This window comes from Sphingobacterium sp. LRF_L2, assembly GCF_965644235.1.
Lineage (GTDB): Bacteria > Bacteroidota > Bacteroidia > Sphingobacteriales > Sphingobacteriaceae > Sphingobacterium.
In genome coordinates this window covers 140,964-164,012 of the sequence record NZ_CBFFRI010000003.1, presented here as the reverse complement: position 1 = coordinate 164,012, position 23,049 = coordinate 140,964, and the positions used below count along the sequence as shown (strand labels likewise).

11 protein-coding genes are annotated in these 23,049 nt (G+C 41.2%); 10 read left to right on the top strand and 1 reads right to left on the bottom strand.

Annotation, left to right across the window (positions count from 1 at the left end):
* Positions 1–29: 29 nt before the first annotated feature.
* Positions 30–905, bottom strand: coding sequence for an AraC family transcriptional regulator (locus ACSZOX_RS06725; protein ID WP_437919086.1), 876 nt, complete (start codon positions 903–905; stop codon positions 30–32).
* A 396-nt stretch (positions 906–1,301) separates the two neighbouring features.
* On the opposite strand from ACSZOX_RS06725, the gene ACSZOX_RS06720 reads away from it, so the two are divergent.
* The 10 genes from ACSZOX_RS06720 to ACSZOX_RS06675 all read left to right on the top strand — a co-directional run bounded on the left by ACSZOX_RS06720 (position 1,302) and on the right by ACSZOX_RS06675 (position 23,047).
* Complete coding sequence (locus ACSZOX_RS06720) at positions 1,302–4,376, top strand: SusC/RagA family TonB-linked outer membrane protein (RefSeq protein WP_437919084.1); 3,075 nt, start codon at positions 1,302–1,304, stop codon at positions 4,374–4,376.
* Between the two features lie 12 nt (positions 4,377–4,388).
* Positions 4,389–6,167 (top strand): RagB/SusD family nutrient uptake outer membrane protein, encoded by a 1,779-nt coding sequence (locus tag ACSZOX_RS06715; RefSeq protein WP_437919082.1) that lies wholly within the window; start codon positions 4,389–4,391, stop codon positions 6,165–6,167.
* A gap of 504 nt (positions 6,168–6,671) precedes the next feature.
* Positions 6,672–7,331 (top strand): DUF3826 domain-containing protein, encoded by a 660-nt coding sequence (locus tag ACSZOX_RS06710; RefSeq protein ID WP_437919080.1) that lies wholly within the window; start codon positions 6,672–6,674, stop codon positions 7,329–7,331.
* 463 nt (positions 7,332–7,794) lie between these two features.
* Positions 7,795–9,432, top strand: a complete 1,638-nt coding sequence (locus tag ACSZOX_RS06705) for a DUF4957 domain-containing protein (protein WP_437919079.1) — start codon at positions 7,795–7,797, stop codon at positions 9,430–9,432.
* Positions 9,433–9,481: 49 nt separating this feature from the next.
* Complete coding sequence (locus ACSZOX_RS06700; RefSeq protein WP_437919077.1) at positions 9,482–12,691, top strand: SusC/RagA family TonB-linked outer membrane protein; 3,210 nt, start codon at positions 9,482–9,484, stop codon at positions 12,689–12,691.
* A gap of 11 nt (positions 12,692–12,702) precedes the next feature.
* Positions 12,703–14,559: a RagB/SusD family nutrient uptake outer membrane protein gene (locus ACSZOX_RS06695; protein WP_437919075.1), complete on the top strand. Its 1,857-nt coding sequence runs from the start codon at positions 12,703–12,705 to the stop codon at positions 14,557–14,559.
* A gap of 31 nt (positions 14,560–14,590) precedes the next feature.
* Entirely contained in the window at positions 14,591–15,553 is a 963-nt protein-coding gene (locus ACSZOX_RS06690; RefSeq protein ID WP_437919073.1) for a hypothetical protein, read from the top strand.
* 295 nt (positions 15,554–15,848) lie between these two features.
* Positions 15,849–17,486: a polysaccharide lyase gene (locus ACSZOX_RS06685; protein ID WP_437919071.1), complete on the top strand. Its 1,638-nt coding sequence runs from the start codon at positions 15,849–15,851 to the stop codon at positions 17,484–17,486.
* Position 17,487: 1 nt separating this feature from the next.
* Positions 17,488–19,101 carry a polysaccharide lyase gene (locus ACSZOX_RS06680; RefSeq protein ID WP_437919069.1) on the top strand — a complete coding sequence of 538 codons (1,614 nt, stop codon included), beginning with the start codon at positions 17,488–17,490 and terminating at the stop codon, positions 19,099–19,101.
* 541 nt (positions 19,102–19,642) lie between these two features.
* A complete protein-coding gene (locus tag ACSZOX_RS06675) occupies positions 19,643–23,047 on the top strand; it encodes a SusC/RagA family TonB-linked outer membrane protein (RefSeq protein WP_437919068.1) in 3,405 nt (1,134 codons plus the stop codon).
* Positions 23,048–23,049: the final 2 nt, after the last annotated feature.

The following is a 23,049-nucleotide window of genomic DNA, read 5'->3' as shown; positions in this document are numbered from 1 at the left end:
TATCTATTGACAACGGTTGTTTTTGTGTGTTAATTTCTGCTTAGGTATCTTTTTTTGTATTCTAGTGGCGTCAATCCCATAACCTTTTTGAAATGTCGATAGAAATTAGAGACATTATTAAATCCGCATTCAAAACAGATGACCTCCGTAGGAAGCTTATTCTCTACCAAAAGGCGGCAGGCGTGACTTATACGGATTTCTACTAAAAAGTCATAGTAGGTTTTTCGTGTCATCATTTTAAAGTAACGACAAAAAGAAGTGATACTTAGGTTTGCAATGCTTGCGACCTCTTCCAATGTGATATCGTCTTTATAATGCGCATGTGTGTAGTTGAAGATGTTGTTTAGACGGATATTGTCGGCTTCGTTGGATTGATGGAAGGTAGTCTGCGTCTTGACAATCGTTTCGCATTCTTCGCTTTCTGCCAACGTTTTAAGGATTTGTAGTAGAGAGATAATCTTGCCTAAGCCGGTTTCATTGACGCAGTCATACATCAACTGTGCGACTTGATGTTTGGTCTCGCCTTTTACGATGATGCCACTTTTCGCTTTTTCAAATAGTTTGGGAATTAGATAAGATTCAGGAAGTTGTAAAAGTTGTTTTCCCAAACAATCGGGCAAAAATTGTAAAACAATGGCTTCTATATTATATTCCGGATTGTTCTGGTAGTATTCATCTTTGCAACGCCAAGCATGTGACAACTTTTCGCCCACTAAAATAATTTCTCCTGGAGCAAAGGAGCTGATATTATCACCAATAAAACGTACACCTTCTCCTCGAATGGTATAGTGTAATTCAATTTCCTCATGATAGTGCCATACGTTGCCGAAATTAGGCATGACATCATGCCTTGCAGAGAAAGAATTCTCTAATTTAGCCGGAAGTTTTCTATATAAAGGTTTCATATGTCTATAATTACTTATCTGTATAGGATCTCATCCGTAATGCTGAGATCTTTACACTTGGTTTGCTTTTTAGCTTTTATATATCGAATATTCTTATAGGTCTGTTATTAGAAGCATGAGTATTCATATCGTGTGAAAGCGTTGTTTAGCAAATGGTTTACAATATTGATATCGGTCCGCTAATATACGTTTTTTATCTTTTTCAGATGCTAATATGCTATAATGAGTGGATAATGTTACATTGGAATGTCTTGTTAAGAATATGTTACTTTGAGGTCTACATCAATCTATGTTCTTCAAATTGTGCAGCAATATCCTAAGCGGAGTGTTGTGCTAATTTGTTGATTACGTGTAGGGAAGAGACTACGATAAACTATTTAAACCATGAATCACACTATGCTATTCAAGAGAAAATTGCTGAAGGGCGGTTTGCCGGCATTGCTTGTTCTCGCCATTTCTATTCCCGTGGCAGGAACTTCTGCTATAAGGATATCCCCCGAATTCATTGCGTCTAAGGAAACAATAATAGATGTTAAAGGTCGGGTTATAGATGCAGCTGGGCTTCCAATACAGGGAGCAACGGTACTGATCAAAGGGCAGAATGGAAATACGGGCACGCAAACGGGCAGCGATGGAACATTCAGCTTAAGTTTAAACGACGGCAATGAAATTCTTGTCGTCTCGTTTGTAGGCTATAAAACGCAGGAAATTGCAGTTGCTGGGCGTACGGCGTTTGATATAACGTTAGAACCAATAGATGTCTTAGAAGAAGTGGTTGTTGTGGGGTATGGCACGGTGAAGAAACGTGATCTTACGGGAGCCGTAGCTTCGGTGAAGCCAGAGGAGATTATGCGAACTCCAACTGCCAATGTGATGGAGGCCTTGCAGGGTAAAGTATCCGGTATGGATATTATGAAATCTTCGGGAAGGGCTGGGGCCAATGTAAATGTTACATTGAGAGGTAGCCGATCTATTTATGGAGATAACAATCCGTTGTATATCATTGATGGGATTCCTGGCGACTTCTCCCAATTGAATCCCAGCGATATTGAGTCGATTGACGTTTTGAAAGATGCATCATCGACAGCTGTTTATGGCTCAGCAGGGTCCAATGGTGTTGTAATCATCACAACAAGACAGGGTAAAGCTGGGCGGACCACCGTGGCATTTGATTCGTATTTTGGTTATAATGGATTTCCTAAATATCCACATGGTTTGACGGGCGATGCCTATCTTAAACTGAAGAGAGAGGCCTATCGTGGCGAACATGGGAATTACCCGGAGTTTATGAACAATATATTGACTAACCCAGCGCATCTGGCGGCTTATGAAGAAGGCAGATGGATAGATTGGGTTGATCTGATATTAGATGATGGTATTCAACAGAACTATAGTTTTTCAGTAAATGGAGGTGGCGAAAAAACTAATGCCTATTTATCGTTAAATTACAATAATGAACAAGGGATGATCAAAAATGATCAGTTCAAGAAATATGCCGTTCGTGCAAATATAGATCATAAGTTATCTAAGCTTTTTAAAGTGGGAACGAATCTGCAGCTAACCTATTCAGATAATGATCAGGCAGCACAAAATATCTTTGGAAATGCGCTCACATTTCTTCCTTTAGGAGATGCTTTTGATGCAGAAGGGAACATTCAGCATGTTCCTGTAGACGGGGTGACAAATCCGCTGTCTGATCAAATCAAGGATCAGTATGTGAATAATACTTTACGTACCTATTTTACAGGAAATGGGTATTTTGAATTTAGGCCGATAGAAGGTTTATCGTTTCGATCTGTACTTGGCGTCACGTTAAATTCCTCAAGGAATGGAAAATACTTTGGTACACAATCTATTGCGAATCCTGAGGCAGGTTTTTCTGTTCCGGCAGCAGTGATTATTAATGATAGGGAGTATAACTACCGCTGGGAAAATATTTTAAGCTATGAGTTTAATTTACTTGACGATCATCATTTTACCTTAACTGGAGTAACATCTTGGGCAAAAAATCAATCGGAACAGGCTTATGCAGGCGGTTCGGGTTTTGACTTGGATTCTTATTCCTTTTACAACTTGAGTGCGGCGACGAAATCCATTATACGATCTTCTTATGTCGGTAGTCAATCCATGTCTTATGTCGGTCGATTGAATTACAATTATAAAGGAAAATACCTACTATCATTGTCAAGTCGTTGGGACGGAGTTTCTCGTTTGTCAGCAGGAAATCGTTGGGACGTTTTTCCTGCGGGAGCTGTGGCATGGCGAATCAGTGATGAATCATTTTTTCAGCCCTTAGCGTCTAGCGTTTCTAGCCTTAAACTGCGTGTTGGTTATGGTATAACGGGGAACTCGGGAGGCGTTGGAGCTTACGGGACGCAAGCTGGAGGATATAATGCACCCAAACCTGTTGGATTTGGAGACAATGCAGGAGCCGCATTTATTCTAAACCAACAGTTAGCAAATGCCGATTTAGGATGGGAAAAATCGTATACCACGAATGTGGGGCTCGATGCAGAGTTCTTAAAAGGACGGATTAATTTAACTGCAGATTGGTATAATGCTGATACCAAAGATCTCTTGTATTTACGTGACATGCCAGCATCATTGGGTGGGTCTTGGGGATCTCCATTTAAGATGTGGCAAAATGTAGGTGCTACCAATAACAAGGGAATTGAGATTCTACTAAACACAAAAAATATAGAACGAGATAATTTTTCTTGGCAGACGACAATTACTTTTGCAGCGAATAAAGAGCGTATAGTTTCGTTACCAGGGAACAAGGATCTTATTTCGACTAATTTATTCTTAAACCATCCGATAGAAACGTTCTTTGATTACAAGTACTTAGGTATTTGGCAGGAAAGTGAAGCAAGCGAAGCCGCCAAGTATAACGCTTTGCCTGGCGATATTAAATTAGCTACAAATGGTATTTTTAATGAAGATGGAATACATGCTTATGGTGCCAATGATAAAGTCATTCTTGGATCAGCAGTCCCGAATTGGACAGGAGGTCTACAGAATAATGTTACTTATAAGGATTTCGATGCAAGTATCTTTGTAACGGCTCGTTGGGGGCAAATGATATCGAGTAACCTAATCACGCGATATAATCCAACAACTTCAGAAGCAAATAGTCCAGACGACATCGATTACTGGACTCCTGAAAATCCAAATGCCTATTTACCTAGACCTGGATTACATTCTACCACAAGTGGATATATTGGATTTGATGCGCTGAAATATGTTGACGGATCTTATTTTAAAATTAGGAATATCACATTAGGTTATAGTTTGCCGAAAGGATTGACAAAAAGGTTAGCCATGCAGCGATTCCGCATATATGCTACAGCTAATAATCCATTTATTTTTACAAAAAGCGACTTGTTGAAGTATCAGGATCCCGAATCGAATGGTTCGGATAACTTTCCATTGACAAAACAGTTTGTTTTGGGCCTAAACATCACTTTTTAAATTATGTTACACATGAAAAAGAAATTTTTATTTGGGAATATATTGTTTATTAGTCTATTTTTTGTCTCGTGTTCTTTGGAGGAAATTAATCCGTCCGGAGTAACGGTAGATAAAATAGCGACAACGAAAGAAGGGTATCTTAAATTAATCAACAGCTGTTATTTTGATTTGCCTCGATATTTTTATGGACGGAATTTGTTGCTCGTTACGGAAGGGGGGACAGATATTTGGACCGCGGATTTAAATTCGAATAATAACCAAAATTATATGAAGTATGCATCTGGCGGAGCGATGTCTATCGATATGGCAAAAGATTATTGGAATGGGGCTTATGATGCGATTAATTACTGTAATTTAGTTATAGATCGTGTAGATCAGGTCACGGATTTTAATAGTGATGAAGAAAAAGCGCAACGCGTAGCTGAAGCTTATTTTTTAAGAGCTCTTTATTATTTTCATTTGGTTGAACAGTTTGGTGCTTGCCCCTTAACGCTTCACGAAACAACTGCCGCGAATACGGAGTCGGTAAAGAGTCTTCCCTTAGAGATCTACGAATCAGCCATTATTCCGGATTTGCGTTTTGCGGTGGAAAACCTACCCGTCTCGGCCTTGGAAATAGGACGACCTTCGAAAAAATCAGCCTTGGGTCTTCTTGCTAAAGTTTGTCTCCAAACAAAAGAATATGGAAGTGACTCTTATTTGGAAGAGGCTTTAACTGTTGCAAAAGAGTTAATTGAAAATCCTGGAACTTATGGCACACAATTATACGACGATTTCACATTTAATTTTGACGAAACGCATAATAAGAATAACAGCGAGGCCCTGTATCAGATTACGTATTCGCAGAATTATGGGTCAACGAATGTCTACGATCACAATAATGATTTTAAACGTTTTTACGCTACACCAACGGCTTTTGGAGCTATTTTGTTGGCAGGTTATCAGTTGGAGATCGGAAGATGGTCGGGAGGAAATTTTATGCCTACAAAATATTTGATGGATGTTTTTAGAAATGCTGATGGATCATTGGATCCGCGCTATAAGATGTCATTTCAAACCAGTTGGACAGCGAATACTACATATAATTGGACGAGAGATGCAATCGTGCAATATGACCGCTCAGGTAACGCTGTACCTGAAGGAACGAATCTCGCCAATAGTGCTTTGGCGATAAAAATAATGCGGTCAGAAGAGGAATTATATGAAGCAGAGCGAGCGGACAAACTTTCGCAGAAATACTTGTGGGTTGATCTTGCGGATATTTATAGTGATGATAAAAGAGTAAAGATGAAATACACACGCGTCAATCAACAACCCGGAGAAGTGGATAATCCGTTTATACGGTTTTATCCTTCACTCACAAAGTTCAATTCGGGATCCCTTATCAGCCCGCGGACGAATAGCTATACAAGTGATGCTTATGCCACTGTTATGCGTTTGGCCGAGGTTTATTTAATTGCTGCGGAAGCAGAGTTTTATTTGCGTGGTTCGAATACAATTGCGGCATCTTATATCAATGTGCTAAGAAACCGCGTTGGTGGTCAGCAGATTTCTGCGACCGATATTAGTCTACAGTTTCTGTTGGACGAACGTGCTCGGGAGCTCTGCGGAGAATATGGCCGGTGGTATGATTTAAAAAGAGTAGGTAAATTGACAAAAGCTTATCTCACCGAAAAAAATCCTGATGTAGGACAATATTTTGTGGATGGAGTACATCAGGTACGGCCGATACCACAGGGACAAATTGATGCGATAAGTAACCCAGAAGGTTATCAAAATAATGGATATTAGTCGAAATTCAATAATAGCATCATAAACATCAGATTTGCGCCTAAAAGACCTTTGGCGCAAATCTGATGTTGTTTTAGTTGAAAACTTAATTTTTAACTGATGAATTTACAGTTTGTTTGATATGCTTGTCGGCGATTTCGGTGAAGTTCTCTTTTTCACCTGTATACCCTATATTTTGCTTGACTTGAATGAAATTTCATTCCGTGAAAATTACAGTAAGTAGAGCCAAAGGATTTTGTATTCTAAATTAGGTTTTGTGTTTAAGCTAATGGATTGGTATTCAGTTTGGTTTGTTATGTGTATCTGTGTTTTTCTGCTGATAATATCGTACAATAAATAGATAATCACTTATAAAGTTCCCATGTAAAGAATGCGTTACTTTGAATTAATCAATTATAGGTATAAACGGATTTGAAATTGTTTTGCAGAATTTATCCGCTATATTCTAAAAAGGCTAAGTGTGATATCCTATGGGATCTTAAATAAGAGATAAATTAAAGAGAGATGAAAAAAATACAAATTGTTTACTTTCTTTTTCTGGTAATGATCGGAAACGTGTCTATAGCACAAAATGCGAGACAAGAGTATCTAAAGGTAATTACAGAACGGGCAGATAAAATAGTGGCAACATTGGGCATATCTGATAGTGTGCAGTATTACAAGGTTCGAGGATTGGTTGTTAATGACTATGATCATGTCAATACGCATCACGAATCTAAACAGGAGAAAATCCAAGCTGTTAAGCAGAAATTTTCATCTGACAAAGAAACGCAACAAGCTAAAATTGCCAAAATAGAAGAAACAGAAGCAAAGAAATTGCAAAAGCTGAATGCTAAATATGTGCGCAGTCTTTCCAAGATATTGACAAAAGAGCAAGTTGATGGCGTGAAGAATGGAATGACCTATGGTGTATTACCAAAGACTTATGTTGCTTTTCAAGAAATGATCCCTAGCCTTACTGTTGTGCAGAAGGAATACATCTTGACAAATCTGACAGAGGCACGTGAATTGGCCATGGCGCAACCAGGATCAAAAGAAAAACACGCTGTGTTCGGGAAGTACAAAGGGAGAATAAATAATTACCTGGCGAAGGAAGGGTATGATTTAAAGGAGGAGGGAAAGCGATGGGAAGAGCGAATTAAAAATCAAAAAAGAGTACTTTAGGAGGCGTATTAGCGGAGTGATGTTTGTGTACGTTTGTAGCTAACCAACGTTCGTACACCGTGTCATCATAAACCTGTTTGTCGATATACGATTGATTAACCTGAAATCAGATATGTATCTGATGAGAATATTTGATTTCAGCTGTTTGTATAAATAAAAATTAATTAAGTAACCTATTATTATGATGTTTCAAAAAAATAATAAGCACTTGCTGTTTAGGACGTAGGGCAATGACAGATGTAAACGTCAGAGGCGCCTTTCGTGTGCCCTTAAAATACCAATGTTCAAGTACGATTTTTAACTAACCCTTGGTTCGTACATGAAAAAATGTATAAACCTGTTTGTCTATATACGGCTAATAAACCTTTATTCTTTTCTTATTTACTAAGAGTAAATCAGGTTCTTTCAGTTGTTTGGATAAACAAAAATTATAAATGCAAATTAATTAAATAACCTAATTATCATGAGATTTCAAAAGATTAATCCAATGAGGCTATTTTATGGGGCGTTGTTCTTGGCTTTTTTGGTCGTGAGCTTTAGCGCGTGTAACAAGGAGGCGACTTTAGGCCCGCCTACAAGCTTGACGGAGATGGGGAGCGGTATTACTATAAATCATGCAGATACGTCACTCGTATTGTCATGGAGTTCAGGGTTTGCGGCTTGGGAAGGCAAAGACCGTCCGACAGTGAATTTGTCGTATGAGGTTCAGATCTCTACGGATGAGACGTTTAAAGATGATAGTCAAACCGCATTAAATTTGGTGATCGACTCTACTTCTTTGTTTCTGAATGATGAACAGCTTACGCCATTGCAAAATTATTATGCTCGAGTGCGTACAGTGGCGAGTACAGGTACAGGCTCTTCGGATTGGGCGACAGCAGCGAGCTTCCAGCTTAGACCTATTGATATGTTTCGGGCTATAAAAGTGTGGAACCGGACGGACAAAGCCGTTATATTGGGCTGGGGCAGACACGGTGAGATGACGACCTTGGAGCTAGAAACAGCAGAGGGGACAGATAAACAGGAATTTAATATAAAAGATACTACCGTAATTTCCAAGCTAGTGGAAGGTTTGACACCAGGGAAGCAATACGTGGCCAAGTTGTTACGGTATGATGGCCGATCATTGGGCGTATTGGAATTCACCACTAAACCGGATGTGACGGGTGCGGGGTATTTAGATTTGCGTGCGTCTGCCGATCCGACGATTTTGCAGACAACCTTAAATACGGTGCCAGCGGGGAGTATCATTGTATTGAAGAGAGGGATGACCTATACGATCACAACGGCATTTCAGCTAAACCGTGATGTAACCATCATGAGTGAGCCGGGATTTGGTGCTCAGGCACTGATACAGATGTCATCCTCTTTTGGTGTTGCAGAAGCATCGCAAATTAGCCTCCTTAAATTCGAAGATGTGGAAATAAAAGGAGCTATTGGAAGCACTTACGTCCTCAATTTATCGCCTGCGGCAACCTTTGAAAAGATAGAATTTGAAGCATGTCGGATATCCGATCATGTTGGTGTATTGCGTTTGCAAAGTGCGGGCATAAAATCGGTGAAAGATTATGTGGTTAATAACTCTATTGTGCAGAATATAGGTGCGCAAGGAGTGCTACAGGTAGACCATGTGGATGCTGTTGTAAATAATGTTCACCTAACAAACTCTACGTTTATCAATGCGGCGTGGATTGTTCGATACAATAGTTCAGCCGTTAATCATTTGAATGCGATGAATATTGAAAGCTCTACCTTCTTTCAGGCGCCAAACGATAACAGATATATTCTCGACATGGCACGGACCGGAAGTACGATAGGTAGCTTTAATGTCAGGAATACACTATTTGGCTATACTGCAGGTGCGCGTTCGTTTAATACGCGGACCCCGACTTCAATTTCCGCAACGAATACTGTTGCTACGTCTGATGCAACATGGGGCACGTCAGCGACTCAGGGATTGGCAGCAGCAGGTATTGTACGTTCTTCGTTGTCTTCGGAACTAGTTTTTAAAGCACCGGATAAAACCAATTTCGCGAACAGTGACTTGACCATTATCAATGCAACACTGTTTACTGCCGGCGATCCAAAATGGAGACCATAGGTTTTTGGAGTGTATTTATCATCTTATTCATGTGTAAACTAAATTAATAATGCTAAATAACAATATAAATTTGCCAACTCCTTTTCGGAAATTGGTTAAGGGATTAGCGTTGGCATGTGTGCTTTCCACACCGGTAGCTGGAATCGCGGCGAGCAATACGTTGGGCGGTTATACGTCGAGAGCAGAGGCGTTGGTTAACGTTACGGGAAAGGTTGTGGATGCAAATGGCATCCCTATGGCTGGTGTTACTGTACTCGTCAAAGGGTCTAAGGCAGGGGTGCGAACAGATCAGAATGGGGTCTTTCGTATCAATGTTCCTGCAGAAAATCCTGTTATAATTGTCAGCTATGTCGGCTATAACGTAAAGGAAGTAAATGTTGCCGGTCAACAGGAGATCACCATAACATTAGAGGAATCAAATGCGGCAATCGATGAGGTTATCGTCACAGGATACGGGACGCAGAAGCGTTCGGAGATTGTTGGATCTGTCGCTACAATAAAAGGGGAAGAACTCATGGATATCCCTGCGCCGAATATTGCCGCCGCATTACGCAACCGTATTGCAGGACTTGGCGTTTCGGAAGCTTCGGGGCGTCCAGGTGCACAGATTACGTTGAATGTACGTAATTCCACAACCAGTACAGCCGGTCAAAGTATCGGATCAACCAGTGAACCTCTGTATATCATTGACGGTATTACCGTGGAAAGTGAGGTTTTCGATAATCTTGACGCTTCTATGGTGGAGAACATTACGGTGCTGAAGGATGCTTCCGCAGCTATTTATGGGGCTTCAGGTGCAAAAGGGGTTATCTTGGTCACGACCAAACGTGGTAAAGTGGGTAAACCCAGTATTTCCTATAATGGCTATGCAGGGGTTACAGATGCCGCTAGAAAACCGGATATGTTGTCGGCCTACGAGTTAGGCGTGATGTTGAACGAGGGCTATAGAATGAATAATGCCTCGTCTGAGAAATACTTCAGTGATGCGGATTTGGCATACTTAAAGGGCTTGAATGTGGATAGCTGGTACGACCAACTGTGGAAAGCTTCACTGACACAGAGACACAATTTGAGTCTATCGGGTGGTTCAGAAAAAGTAACCTTTTTTGTGGGTGGCGGTTATCAAAATGAGAATGGCAATTACGCCGGTACCAAGCAAGATAAGTACACGCTACGTAGCGGTTTACAGACTACCATTATTGATGGTTTAAAAGCGGATATTAATTTTAATATTGATAACCGTATCCGGAAGAGCAAAAATGGCTTGGGTAACGATACGGATCAGACGTTTTTTGAAACCGTGATTTCCACGCCAGACTGGATTCCAATGGAAATTAATGGTTTACCGGTCAACTTTGTCCGTACAGGAACACGCAATCCCTTGGGTTTGATAAACTCGGGTTACTATGATGAGCGTAATTTACAGGGCTATCGGGTGAATGCAAGCGTATCGTATGAACCTAAATTTTTGAAAGGATTGACGGCCAAATTACAGGTTTCAACGGGAGGCGATGCGAATAATAATACAACGTATTCGCCGCCGTATAACTTGTACACATTTGCGACTATGGGTAATAACGACCAGTTTTACTCTACGCAGTTAACTTCGAGCCCCGAATATGCAGCAGTGTCTGCAACAAGCTCGACTTTACAAACATCGGTGTCACGATTGAATAGTTCGCAAGGATTCTTGACCTTGTCATATGCGAATACCTTTGGCAAGCACAGTATTGATGCTGTTGTGGGGGCTGAGCAAACGAAGGCATACGGTGAGACTTTGGCATCGACATACAGTAATCAGCTGATATCGGGTTCGGACGAATATTGGGCTTTCGATATCAATACCCAACGTACGATTCGGACGATTACAGAACGAACAAAACGGTCCTTCTTCGGCCGATTCGCATATGATTATGACAAGAAGTACCTCTTGCAGATTGTGTCTCGTTTGGATGCCTCATCGAACTTTGCGACCGGTGAGCGTTGGGGATTGTCTCCAAGCATCGGTTTGGGATGGGTGGTAAGTCAGGAGAAATTTTTTCAAGAGTATGTGCCTTTCGTTAATTTCTTGAAATTAAAGGCTAACGTTGGTATCGCTGGAGATGACCGTGTTGACGAAAGGTTGTGGCAGGATCGCTACGCCATAGATGCCGACAACGGTTATCTTTTCGGAACCGAATATGGTGTTGGGCTTAATCCAACTGCTTATCCAAACCCATCCATAACCTGGGAAAAGAAACGTACTGTCAATGTTGGTGTCGAAACGACCTTGTTAAATAACAAGCTAAATATTAATGCCGAGTTTTTCCAGAATAAAGTTTTTGATGGTTTTGACCAAGGGGCAACCCTCATGAATCCCTTGTATTCCGGTATTATTGCGCCTCCTGTTAACTACAGGGAAGCATACAATTGGGGTTCTGAGTTTTCTGTGGGTTACAACACGCGTATTGGCAAAGATTTTAGAATCGGAGCGAGTATGAACTTTGGCTGGGGGAATTCTATTGTAACAAAAATGATCTACCCAACCGCTAATTTTCTCGAGACCGATCGCTCGGACGGTAAATGGTTAGCGAATCAATTCGGTACAGATCCGCGCACGTATAACAGCAGTAACGTGGGCTATAAAGTGTTGGGTATGTTCCGCACGCAAGAACAAGTGGATGCTTTTTTATCTGAAAATCCAAATTATCGTATTGGCGGACAGGTACCTCAGCCAGGTTGGTTAATCTATGAGGATACTAATGGTGATGGTTTAATAACGACATTGGATCAGACGTATTTGTTTGATAAGACGAATTCGTTTTTTTCTACAGGGATTACACTTAACCTAGGGTATAAAGCGTTGAGTTTGAGTACCAATATTTACGCTAGATTTGGAGGAAAGGTGTTTATTGATGGTAGTTCCAGAGCCGCTCCTACAACAACAAAAAATGTGATGGCTTTTTGGAGAGATCGATGGACACCGGATAATCCGATGGAAGGAACTTTCCCTCGTGCAGATGATCCACTTGTTGGTGCAAATGCAGATTTCTGGGCTTTAGATGCAACAACTATACGGATCAATAATATGACCTTGAAGTATGCTGTTCCTGCTGCTGCAGCTAAACGCCTCGGTTTATCCAATGCAAGTATCTTGTTGACAGGTAACAATCTTTGGACTTTGGTAAACCCTTTTTCCTATAAAGATCCCTATACGAATAATGCGTATTACTACCCAACGGTACGGACAATATCAATTGGTTTAAGTGCTGGTTTATAAATGAAATTGTGATGAAAAAAAATATAAAGGCAATATTAAAAAAAGGCTTCGGTATCCTGTTGGTTTCAGGTGTACTCACAGCCTGTAATGATGATAAATTTTTTCTGTTAGAGGATCGTAATGGATTGGGGAGTGAAGTGGTTTGGAATTCTGAAGGATCTATTGATTTTCATTTGAATAAAACATACGAACTGATTATTCCGAAGTGGCCACATCAGGTGATTCCAAATCGTTGGGAGATCCATTTGGCAAATGATGAATGTTATTTTGCCTCTGAAGCCGGCCATGCTGCACGTGCTATGGGGATTAATGGAGACGCGTTGACGAATCACGATGTGTTTTATGTTGGAAACTTGTATACCTTGAATTATGGGAGCAACCGCTATTTGGATATCGCACGTTGTAATAACGCGATCAAATATATCCCGGAGAGTACCATAAGTGAGGAGGCTAAGCGTCGCTTTTTAGGGCAGTACCATGCTATGCGTGCCATGGTCTATCTGGAGTTGGTAAAAGTCTATGGAGGAACTACTTTAGTGTTGGAGCCTCAGGATCCAGACAATTTGCAGGTTAAAGGACGGGCAAGTGCACGCGAATGCTTTAATGTAATTATCGATGATCTGACGAAAGCGGTGGATTACTTGGATGGTGTAACGCATAGTGATTGGGGACGCATTACACAGGAGGCGGCAGCATCATTGAAAGCAAAAGCATTATTGTATTGGGCTAGTCCGCAATTTAATCCAACCAGCGACCCGAAACATCCCTACGATGCGTCAAGGTGGCAGGCTGCCTTAGAAGCCAACAAAGCAGCGTATGATCTATGTATTGCGAAGGGACATAGCTTGGTAGAAAATTATGGACAAATTTGGCAAACCAAAGGATCGGCGAACAAAGAAACCATTATTTCCAGATCGTATTCCACTACATTGGCGAAAAGAGGGCATAACGAAGAACGAAAAAATCGGCCACAGACCGAGGGAGGTTCTCCAGACAAGGCCTACAGAGCAACATGGAAGCTCCTTCAGGCTTATCCGATGAAAGATGGTAATCGCATCGATCAAGCAGGCAATTATACCTATGATGCGGTCATGTTCTGGCAAAATCGCGATCCGCGTTTTACGGCAACATTTGCCTACAATGGCAGTGTTTATCCGTTAAGTGGCAATACGAGTCGAAGACAGTGGACCTACGTAGGTGCTAAAGTTGGTGATGTCGCTGAAGGAGCCAACTGGGGGGTATACACCAAAAAGTTTACCACACCTACTTTGGCAGCAACGAGTGTGCCGGTAACGAACGATATTGGCGGAAGTGGTATGGATTGGATTGAGATGCGCTTGGCGGAGGTGATGTTGAATTATGCAGACTGTGCCAATGAAACGGGTGATATGGCCACGGCAAAAAACATGGTGCGTACTATTCGACAACGAGCCGGTATAGAACAAGGAAGCAATGATTATGGACTAGGATCCATTGCAGGTATAGCGGATATGCGTGATCTGATTTTGAATGAACGTATGATTGAGTTCGCTTTTGAAAACAAACGTAATTCTGATTTACGCAGGATGCGCAGATGGCATCTGTTATCAGGTGAATCATTAGAAACGATTCGCATTGAATTACAAACTGATGTGAGTGTTGATAATTTGAATAAGGGAGATCGGGACACAATAAGTATCGAGAAGAAGCCGAACTATCAGAAGTATTTTAGAATGTCTATTCAAGCACAGAATACGGGCTTTGGGGCAATAAATATTCCGGAATATCACAATTTTTATACCTTCCATAATGATTATGTCTGGAGAGGGGTAGATATCTATCCAACGATCGGCTGGTCAGGTGGCACATTTGATCCTCTAGATAATTAATACGGTGTTCAAGAAAATTTAATCAGGAATTATGACAACGAGAAAAATATTAGCGTTTTTGACTGTCCTCGCCTTAGCGACGCTGGGGTCATGTAGCGTGGAGTCGGAGAATATCTTTAACATGTTTGAGGATGTCAAAATAACTTTTCACGACGATAGTGACTATACGGTTACCGATTATAGAAAATACAATGACGGGGATAGTGTACATATTAGTTTTACCATTACATCGGCCAATAAAGATATGATAAAATTGGTCGTAGATAGTACGATTGGAACCGGTGCAACAAATGGAAAAAGAGAATTTGCACTTAAAGAAAGTGAGCGAAGATCTTATACTGGGCGAATCCGTTTTAAAATCCAACGCGACGGTAAAGCTACGTTCCGCATTTATGCGTTGGATGATATGAATGTGTATATGGGGGATGGCTACAAATCGGTAACAGTAGAAGGGGCTCCAAGTTATACGCTTTTAGCAGATAGAAAGGTTTACCGACCAAATCCGGATAAGCCAGAATTGCCGACTTTTTATTCTATTGCCAAAGGAAAAGCATATACCTATGCAGAGGGCTTAGCCAATGCTGCAGATATTGATTTTGGAATTTATTATGGAGTAGACACGACGATATCGAATTTAGGTCGTGTCGTGTATAATTTGTATTCTACGACTACAGAACCAAATCCTTACCCAGCTTTTGATATCTCGAATTGGGAAAAGCGACCAACCTTGTTTAGTGCCATGATAGAAAGTAGTGCTGCATCAATATTTAATAATTCTCTTATTTCTTCCAGTAGAATAGAGGAGGAGGCCAAAAAGCAAGTGATTGATCAGACACATACAGATTTTGACACATATGCTAAAGCGATAAAAGCTGATCGGATGTTTTATTTCTTAACACCTGAGGGGAAATACGGTGCGTTGTATATTAAGCAAAATACGATTGATGCGAATGGGGATGATTATCTTAGTATTCTAACGAAGATTCAAAACTAAGTATGTGCATTGTCTCTTAGTAGAGGAAATTCCTTCATTATTCGAATCCCTATCAGTAATCGAGCTGATAGGGATTTTTTGTTTGTAACAATAATGTATTATCTTGTTTGTTTTAACCGATATATTTGGTTTATCATGCTAATATGGTAGAATAAAATGATAACCATAGCTATTGTACGCGGCAAAAATCTGCGTTACTTTGGTTATACCATTTATAAATGAGGCCCTGTTTATGATCCTCAATTGATTGGTGCGTAGGAAAGAAATAATGTCAAATTTTAATTAGAATTCGAAAATGAGATTTTTAGTAGCTCCATTTATGTTAATGGTGTTTGCTTGTTTAGTGACGTTCGAGGCAAGTGCACAATACCCTAAAATTCCAGCAGAAGTCAAGAAGGCCTCTGATGATATGATGAGCGCTGCAAGAAAGCAGTCTGATGAAGCATGGGCAAAGGCATTGCCTGTTATTGAAGAATATGCAAAACAAGGAAAGCCTTATATTCCTTGGGCGGGTCGCCCTACTGATCTTCCGCAAGCGGAGATTGCTGCCTTTCCAGGTGCTGAGGGCGGGGGCAAATATGCTTTCGGCGGTAGGGGCGGCCGTGTTATCGTTGTGACAAGTTTGGAAGACAATGGGCCGGGGACGTTACGTGAAGCTTGTGAACAAGGCGGTCCACGGATTATTGTTTTTAATGTGGCTGGTATTATCCGCTTAAAAACCCCGTTAATGATCCGCGCACCATACATCACGATAGCTGGTCAGTCGGCTCCAGGCGATGGAGTATGTGTGGCAGGAGAATCGGTTTGGATTGATACGCACGATGTCATTATACGTTATATGCGTTTCCGTCGTGGAGAAACTTTTGTAGGACGCCGTGACGATGCCATTGGTGGAAACCCTGTTGGTAATATTATGGTTGATCATGTTTCGGCGAGTTGGGGATTGGATGAAAATATGTCTATGTATCGTCATATGTACAACGATAGTACCGGAAAACAAGAAGAAAAACGCGGAACAGTTAATATTACGATTCAGAATTCCATTTTTTCGGAAGCTTTGGATACTTGGAATCATGCGTTTGGTAGTACCCTCGGTGGCGAGAACTGTACCTTTATGCGTAATCTTTGGGCAAATAATGCCGCGAGAAATCCGTCTATAGGATGGAATGGGATATTCAATTTTGCGAATAATGTTATTTACAACTGGGTACATCGTGCTATCGACGGTGGCGACTACCAGGCGACGTACAATATTTTTAACAATTATTTTAAACCGGGGCCGGCAACACCGAAAGATCAAGCTATTGCTTACCGTATTTTGAAGCCAGAATCGGGAAGAAGTAAATTGCCTTATGTGGTTTTTGGTCGTGCATACGTGGCTGGTAATGTTGTTGAAGGCAACGAGAAAGTAACTGCAGATAACTGGAATGGTGGCGTTCAATTGGAGAATAAAGCCGGTAATGGTATGACCTTCGATGAAGCTACACCGTATTTTGCAGCCATGAAAGCAGCCAAGCCTTTTCCTCATGCCGAATTCAAGGTGATGACAGCTGAGGAGTCGTACGATTATGTATTGGCTAATGCGGGTGCCACTTTGCCTAAGCGGGATCCTGTTGATCTACGGATCGCTAAAGAAGTGCGGGAGGGAAAACCCACACCTCTGAAAAATGTAACACTTCCTGAAAAAGACTTTGAACATAGAAGATTGCCAAAAGATTCCTATAAAATGGGTATTATAACTGATATTTCCCAGGTGGGAGGTTATCCTGTTTACAAAGGTAAGCCATACAAAGATTCGGACAACGACGGTATTCCAGACGATGTGGAAGTGAAAATGGGGTTAAACCCAAAAGATGGCAGTGACGCCGCGAAAATCACCGCTTCGGGTTATGCCAATATTGAAGTTTATTTGAACGAGTTGGCTGTTAAATAAGATGATGCGCTTTTCAATAAAATATGGACTTCCGTTGCTACTTGCTTACTTGCCAACCGTTCTCTGTGCACAATATCCTGTCATACCTGATTCGTTAAAGGCCGTCGCTGCGCAACGGGAGCAATTAGAACAACTCCGTGCAGATAAGATTTGGGAACAAGCACAAGCTATGATGAAAGAGGAAGGCAAGCCTTATATCCCCGATGCTGCAAAGCCGGAAGATTTGCCCCAAGCGAAGATACCAGCTTTCCCTGGCGCCGAAGGTGGCGGTGCATACACCGCGGGTGGACGAGGCGGACGCGTATTGGTTGTTACGAGTTTGGCAGACAGTGGACCAGGTACATTGCGTGAAGCTTGTGAAAGCGGCGGTGCTAGGATCATTGTTTTTAATGTCGCAGGCATCATTCAGTTAGAAACCCCCATTACGGTGCGTGCACCGTATATCACGATAGCAGGTCAGACGGCACCAGGCGATGGTATCTGTGTGGCTGGTGAATCTTTTCTGATCGATACGCACGATGTTGTTGTTCGGTTTATGCGTTTCAGAAGAGGTACAACAGAAGTTACACGTCGAGACGATGCGCTTGGGGGTAATGGCGTCGGCAATATCATGATTGATCATGTGTCTGCCAGCTGGGGATTGGATGAGAATATGTCGATGTATCGACATGTTTACGATCGGGAAGGAAAGAATCTAAAACTACCGACCGTTAATATTACGATTCAGAATTCCATTTTTTCGGAGGCATTAGATACCTATAATCATGCTTTTGGCAGTACGATTGGAGGTTTGAATAGTACTTTTATGCGAAATCTGTGGGCGTCCAATATTAGCAGAAACCCTTCGGTGGGCATGTATGGCGATTTTGGTTTTGTGAATAATGTCGTATGGAACTGGTGGAACCGTACAGCGGATGGAGGAGATCACCGTTCGTTATATAACTTTATCAATAATTACTATAAACCTGGACCGATTACACCTGTTGGTGAACCGATTTCTTACCGTATCCTTAAGCCTGAATCGGGAAGGGAAAAGGAATTTGTAAATACCTTCGGTAAGGCATATGTACATGGCAATGTGGTTGCTGGAAACGAGAAGGTTACAAAAGACAATTGGGACGGAGGAGTGCAGCCAGAGGGTGATAAATCGATCTTAACGAAAATAAAAGTAGATAAACCGTTTCCCTTGGCGGCATTTGGTAAGATACTTTCTGCACATGACGCTTACGATTATGTGCTGGCAAATGTTGGTGCAATTTTACCAAAACGGGATGCAGTCGATGAACGAATTGTGAAACAAGTAAAAACAGGAAAAGTCTTTTATTCCGCTGCAGCGGCACAATCGAAGCCATCACCTTATGTGAAGAGACGTTTGCCAATAGATTCTTACAAAAAGGGGATTATTACGGATATAAGCCAAGTTGGTGGTTATCCAATGTATAAAGGAAAACCTTACAAGGATACCGATAACGACGGGCTTCCCGATGCGTACGAACGCAAGATAGGCTTGAACCCCAATGATCCGCATGATTCTGCTCAGATTAGTGATAACGGGTATGCACATATAGAAAATTATTTGAATAGTGTTGTCCCATTAAGACAAGTTAAACCTTAACAAGGTATTCCGAATAGAAAGAGGCTGTATACATCAATACAGCCTCTTTTTTTGTGTAGTAAAAATAGAGTACGGGACTTTTTATTGCCTGTTATACGTCATGTTTATCTATTTTATGTGAAAAAATAAATGTGTGTTTTCGAGATTAAATGCATTGTAATATTCTTGTGGTTAGCTGATAATATTTTATAGTAAATGGATAATGCACTATAATATCTACCCTTTTGTTTTCTGTTACTTTGTTTGCGAAGAATTGTTGGTTGTTTAAAGTATTTTCTTGATTTCGATTTTTTTAGTTGAATTGAGGCTTTTTTTGATAAGACTAATCAATTTTATTGTTGAGCAAACTAAATGGTTTTTCTAAAATTATTTTTATATCAATACTATTTATCTATATGAATTATACATTATTGTCATTTTATGAAGGCCTGTTTCCTTTTAAACAATTTCTGAGAAGGCGTAGATCTAGACCATAGCGTGTACAGTAATTTTTTATTTAAACGATTTTTTAAACCTATTAGATAAACACAATTTAGAACCAATGAATTACAAAGCTTTTTTTAAGAAGAGGCTTCTACGAAGAAGTTTACAGTATCTGTGTTCGCTTGTAGCCTTGTCTTCCGTGACTTTACAGGCTTCGAAGCTCCATGCAGAACCGTCTTTGCATGCCATGAATTTGGTAGGTATAACAGGTAAAGTACTTGGCCCTGATGGTAAGCCTATTGCGGGAGCGACTGTAATGGTAAAAGGGAGTAAAGCCGGCGTGAAAACCGATGAGCAAGGAGCTTTTAATATTAATGTTCCACAGGGCAACAGTATGCTCGTAATAAGCTATGTTGGATTTAAGGTACAGGAGGTGAATGTTGCGGGTCAATCGACGGTTACAGTGATTTTAGAGTCATTAGAAGCCTTGGATGAAGTAGTCGTGATAGGTTACGGCACACAGCGCGCGAAGGATATTACTGGATCTATTGTTTCTGTAGACATGAAAAAAATGGAAGATATTCCTGTGGCTTCAGTTTCTGAGGCCTTGCGTGGGCAAGTTCCTGGGCTGAATGTTACAGGAGGGAGTACGAGGCCAGGGGCGATGGCGTCGCTGAGCATTCGCCAGCAGTTCAACTGGGGAAAAGATGGAGGAACAGAAACGCCACTTATAATCATTGACGATGTGATTCAGGTGGATCCCCAAAACGGCCAATCAACCTTAGAGCGCTTTAATATGTTGGATCAGTCGGAGATCGAAAGTATTACGGTGCTACGTGATGCCAGTGCTGCTATATATGGTGCACGTGCTTCTCAGGGAGCTATCGTGGTTAAAACGAAAAGAGGACAAGCAGGAGCTCCGCGTATTTCCTACAGTGCAAAATTCCAAACCAATGATGCGGTGAGCCACGGGAAAGTGATGAATGCCCGACAATACGGTGAATTCGCGAACAGCTTTGGGCGCGCGCTTGGATGGAATGATAATTTCTACTATTCCGATACAGAGTTAACCCGGATGGATTCGCTCAATTACGATTGGTTGGCAAATGACTGGCGCGCTGCAAGTGCGATGCAGCATTCCTTAAATGTGAGTGGTGGTTCGGAAAAAGCAACATATTTCACCGGCGCATCTTTCTACACACAAAGTCCTAATCTTGGTCGTCAAGATTTCGACCGATGGACCTTTCGTGCAGGTTCAGAAGTGAAAGTAGCTAGCAATTTGAAGCTAGGAGCAACCATTGCAGCAGCCAATACCAGCGTAGAAAAATCCTTTACGAAGATCAATATCAATGATGGTTCTTATGCTATAGGAGGCGAACAGAATGACTATAATATTTTGCTGCACATGCCGAAGTATATTCCTTGGATGTATACAATAAACGGTGTGGATCAATATGTATCGCCTGCGTTAGGACCAAATAAGCTTGGCAATGTTTCGGGTAATAACTCCTTGAGTAACTGGAATTATTATGATTTATTGAATAATGGATCAAAAACAACGGATAAAGATTTTAATTACAACGCCAATTTCTCGTTGGATTACGAGGTCCCTTACATAACAGGGCTGTCCCTTAAATTGAATTACGGTATCACCCAGTCTGCAAGTAATACGGAACAGGTGATGATGCCCTTGTTGCTTGCCCGAGCAAATAATATAAACACTTTAGGGAATCATTTGTATGGAAATACCACAACCTGGGATCCAGCAACCTTAAATAAATCGAATTCGCGTGTAACCTACGACAATACAACTTCGAAAAGTGATCAGCTTAACTTTTTTGCAAATTATAGCAGAAAATTTGGTAATCATGATATAGGTGCAATGTTTAGTGTAGAAAAAACCACTTCAAATTGGGAAGATCGTTATCAGATATACGATAACCCAACTCGAGGAGTATATAATGGTACTTCTATATCTGCAGGAACCTTAAATGCATCCAACTCTATCACTTATCGTACGGTTAGCGGAACGTTGTCTTATTTAGGAAGATTAAGTTACAACTATAAAAGTAAATATCTTTTACAGTTTGTTTTTCGTAGTGACGCTTCCACAAAGTTTGCTCCTGAGAACTATTGGGGCTTTTTTCCCGGAGTCTCTGCTGGTTGGGTTATTTCCGATGAAGAATGGTTTCAGGAAAACCTCAATTGGATGAGTTATTTGAAATTGAGAGGGTCGTTGGGAATAACAGGAAACGCTAATGTTAAGCCTTGGAAATGGACGCGCCTGTATACCGCGGCTACCGATAAAGGGATGGCATTTGGGTCTAACGGTGGGCAATACACCATCGGTATTACACCGGATGCCGATCCAAATAGACTCTTAAGTTGGGATCGCACGGTGCAGCGCAATCTTGGATTGGATATGTCGTTCTTGAAATCGCAATTGAGTGTTACCTTAGATGGGTACTACAACACAACATCCGATATGTTAACAGATATGTCCGGTGCTATCGACGTGCCGATCTCCGTTGGGGGAGCCTTTGCCGAACAAAATTATGCGGGTATTAAAACTTGGGGAGGCGAGATTGCTGTTACGTGGAAGAGTAATGTCAACGAATTAAAATATTCCGTGGGAATGAATTTTGGTATTGGGAACTACAAAACCACGCGTTACTTTGATCAACCCTTTGATTATCCTTCTGAAATGACCACTAGACGCGCTGTTGGGAATACAGGCGTTAATAATCCGATTTGGGGATATCGTACCTGGAAGCAAACCTCTGGGGGCGACGGAATGCTTCGTACCGACGAAGATATTGATAAATACTGGGCTTACCTTTCCGAAAACGCCGCCAGTTCGGGTGTAGATGGAGCAATGCCTAGTTTTCTTGGTATTACCGATAAATCACAGATGAAAAAAGGGATGCTCGTATACGAAGACGTACGTGGAGCACTGGACGCTGATACTAAAACATACGGTCGTCCCAATGGTATGATTGAAAAAGGAACCGGACAGGATTTGGATATCTTGAAAAAATCAGACTTAACTTATGGAATTACAACCAACTTAAATGCAGAGTGGAAAGGGATCTCGTTGCAAGCACAGATAAGTACAAGCTGGGGAGGTGCAAATTATATCGACTATATTAAACAAGGCACAAGCAGTACCCATAGTTTATGGTCGCAACCGATTTACCTGACGGATATGTATGATGCGGATACGAACCCGAATGGTGCTTATCCTAATTTGGCCTACTATGATCAATTTGGAGGCGTAAATTCTGATTTCTTTTTGCTTCCTACATTTAGAATGTTTGTACGAAGCTTAAGTGTTGGCTATTCTTTGCCCAAAGCATGGGTAACAAAAGCTAAAGTGCAGAATGCACGAGTATTTATTTCTGGAAACAACCTGTGGGATTTCTATAATCCCTATCCAAATAAGTACCGCAATATGTACGATAACCCGCAAACCGGCTATCCTACGTTGAGGACTTGGTCGCTGGGTGTTAACTTAGGATTGTAATC

What these genes read in the sequence shown, in the direction of transcription:
- ACSZOX_RS06725 (WP_437919086.1), bottom strand. Translation starts at nt 905, where the DNA reads ATGAAACCTTTATATAGAAAACTTCCGGCTAAATTAGAGAATTCTTTC.
- ACSZOX_RS06720 (WP_437919084.1), top strand. Translation starts at nt 1,302, where the DNA reads ATGCTATTCAAGAGAAAATTGCTGAAGGGCGGTTTGCCGGCATTGCTT.
- ACSZOX_RS06715 (WP_437919082.1), top strand. Translation starts at nt 4,389, where the DNA reads ATGAAAAAGAAATTTTTATTTGGGAATATATTGTTTATTAGTCTATTT.
- ACSZOX_RS06710 (WP_437919080.1), top strand. Translation starts at nt 6,672, where the DNA reads ATGAAAAAAATACAAATTGTTTACTTTCTTTTTCTGGTAATGATCGGA.
- ACSZOX_RS06705 (WP_437919079.1), top strand. Translation starts at nt 7,795, where the DNA reads ATGAGATTTCAAAAGATTAATCCAATGAGGCTATTTTATGGGGCGTTG.
- ACSZOX_RS06700 (WP_437919077.1), top strand. Translation starts at nt 9,482, where the DNA reads ATGCTAAATAACAATATAAATTTGCCAACTCCTTTTCGGAAATTGGTT.
- ACSZOX_RS06695 (WP_437919075.1), top strand. Translation starts at nt 12,703, where the DNA reads ATGAAAAAAAATATAAAGGCAATATTAAAAAAAGGCTTCGGTATCCTG.
- ACSZOX_RS06690 (WP_437919073.1), top strand. Translation starts at nt 14,591, where the DNA reads ATGACAACGAGAAAAATATTAGCGTTTTTGACTGTCCTCGCCTTAGCG.
- ACSZOX_RS06685 (WP_437919071.1), top strand. Translation starts at nt 15,849, where the DNA reads ATGAGATTTTTAGTAGCTCCATTTATGTTAATGGTGTTTGCTTGTTTA.
- ACSZOX_RS06680 (WP_437919069.1), top strand. Translation starts at nt 17,488, where the DNA reads ATGATGCGCTTTTCAATAAAATATGGACTTCCGTTGCTACTTGCTTAC.
- ACSZOX_RS06675 (WP_437919068.1), top strand. Translation starts at nt 19,643, where the DNA reads ATGAATTACAAAGCTTTTTTTAAGAAGAGGCTTCTACGAAGAAGTTTA.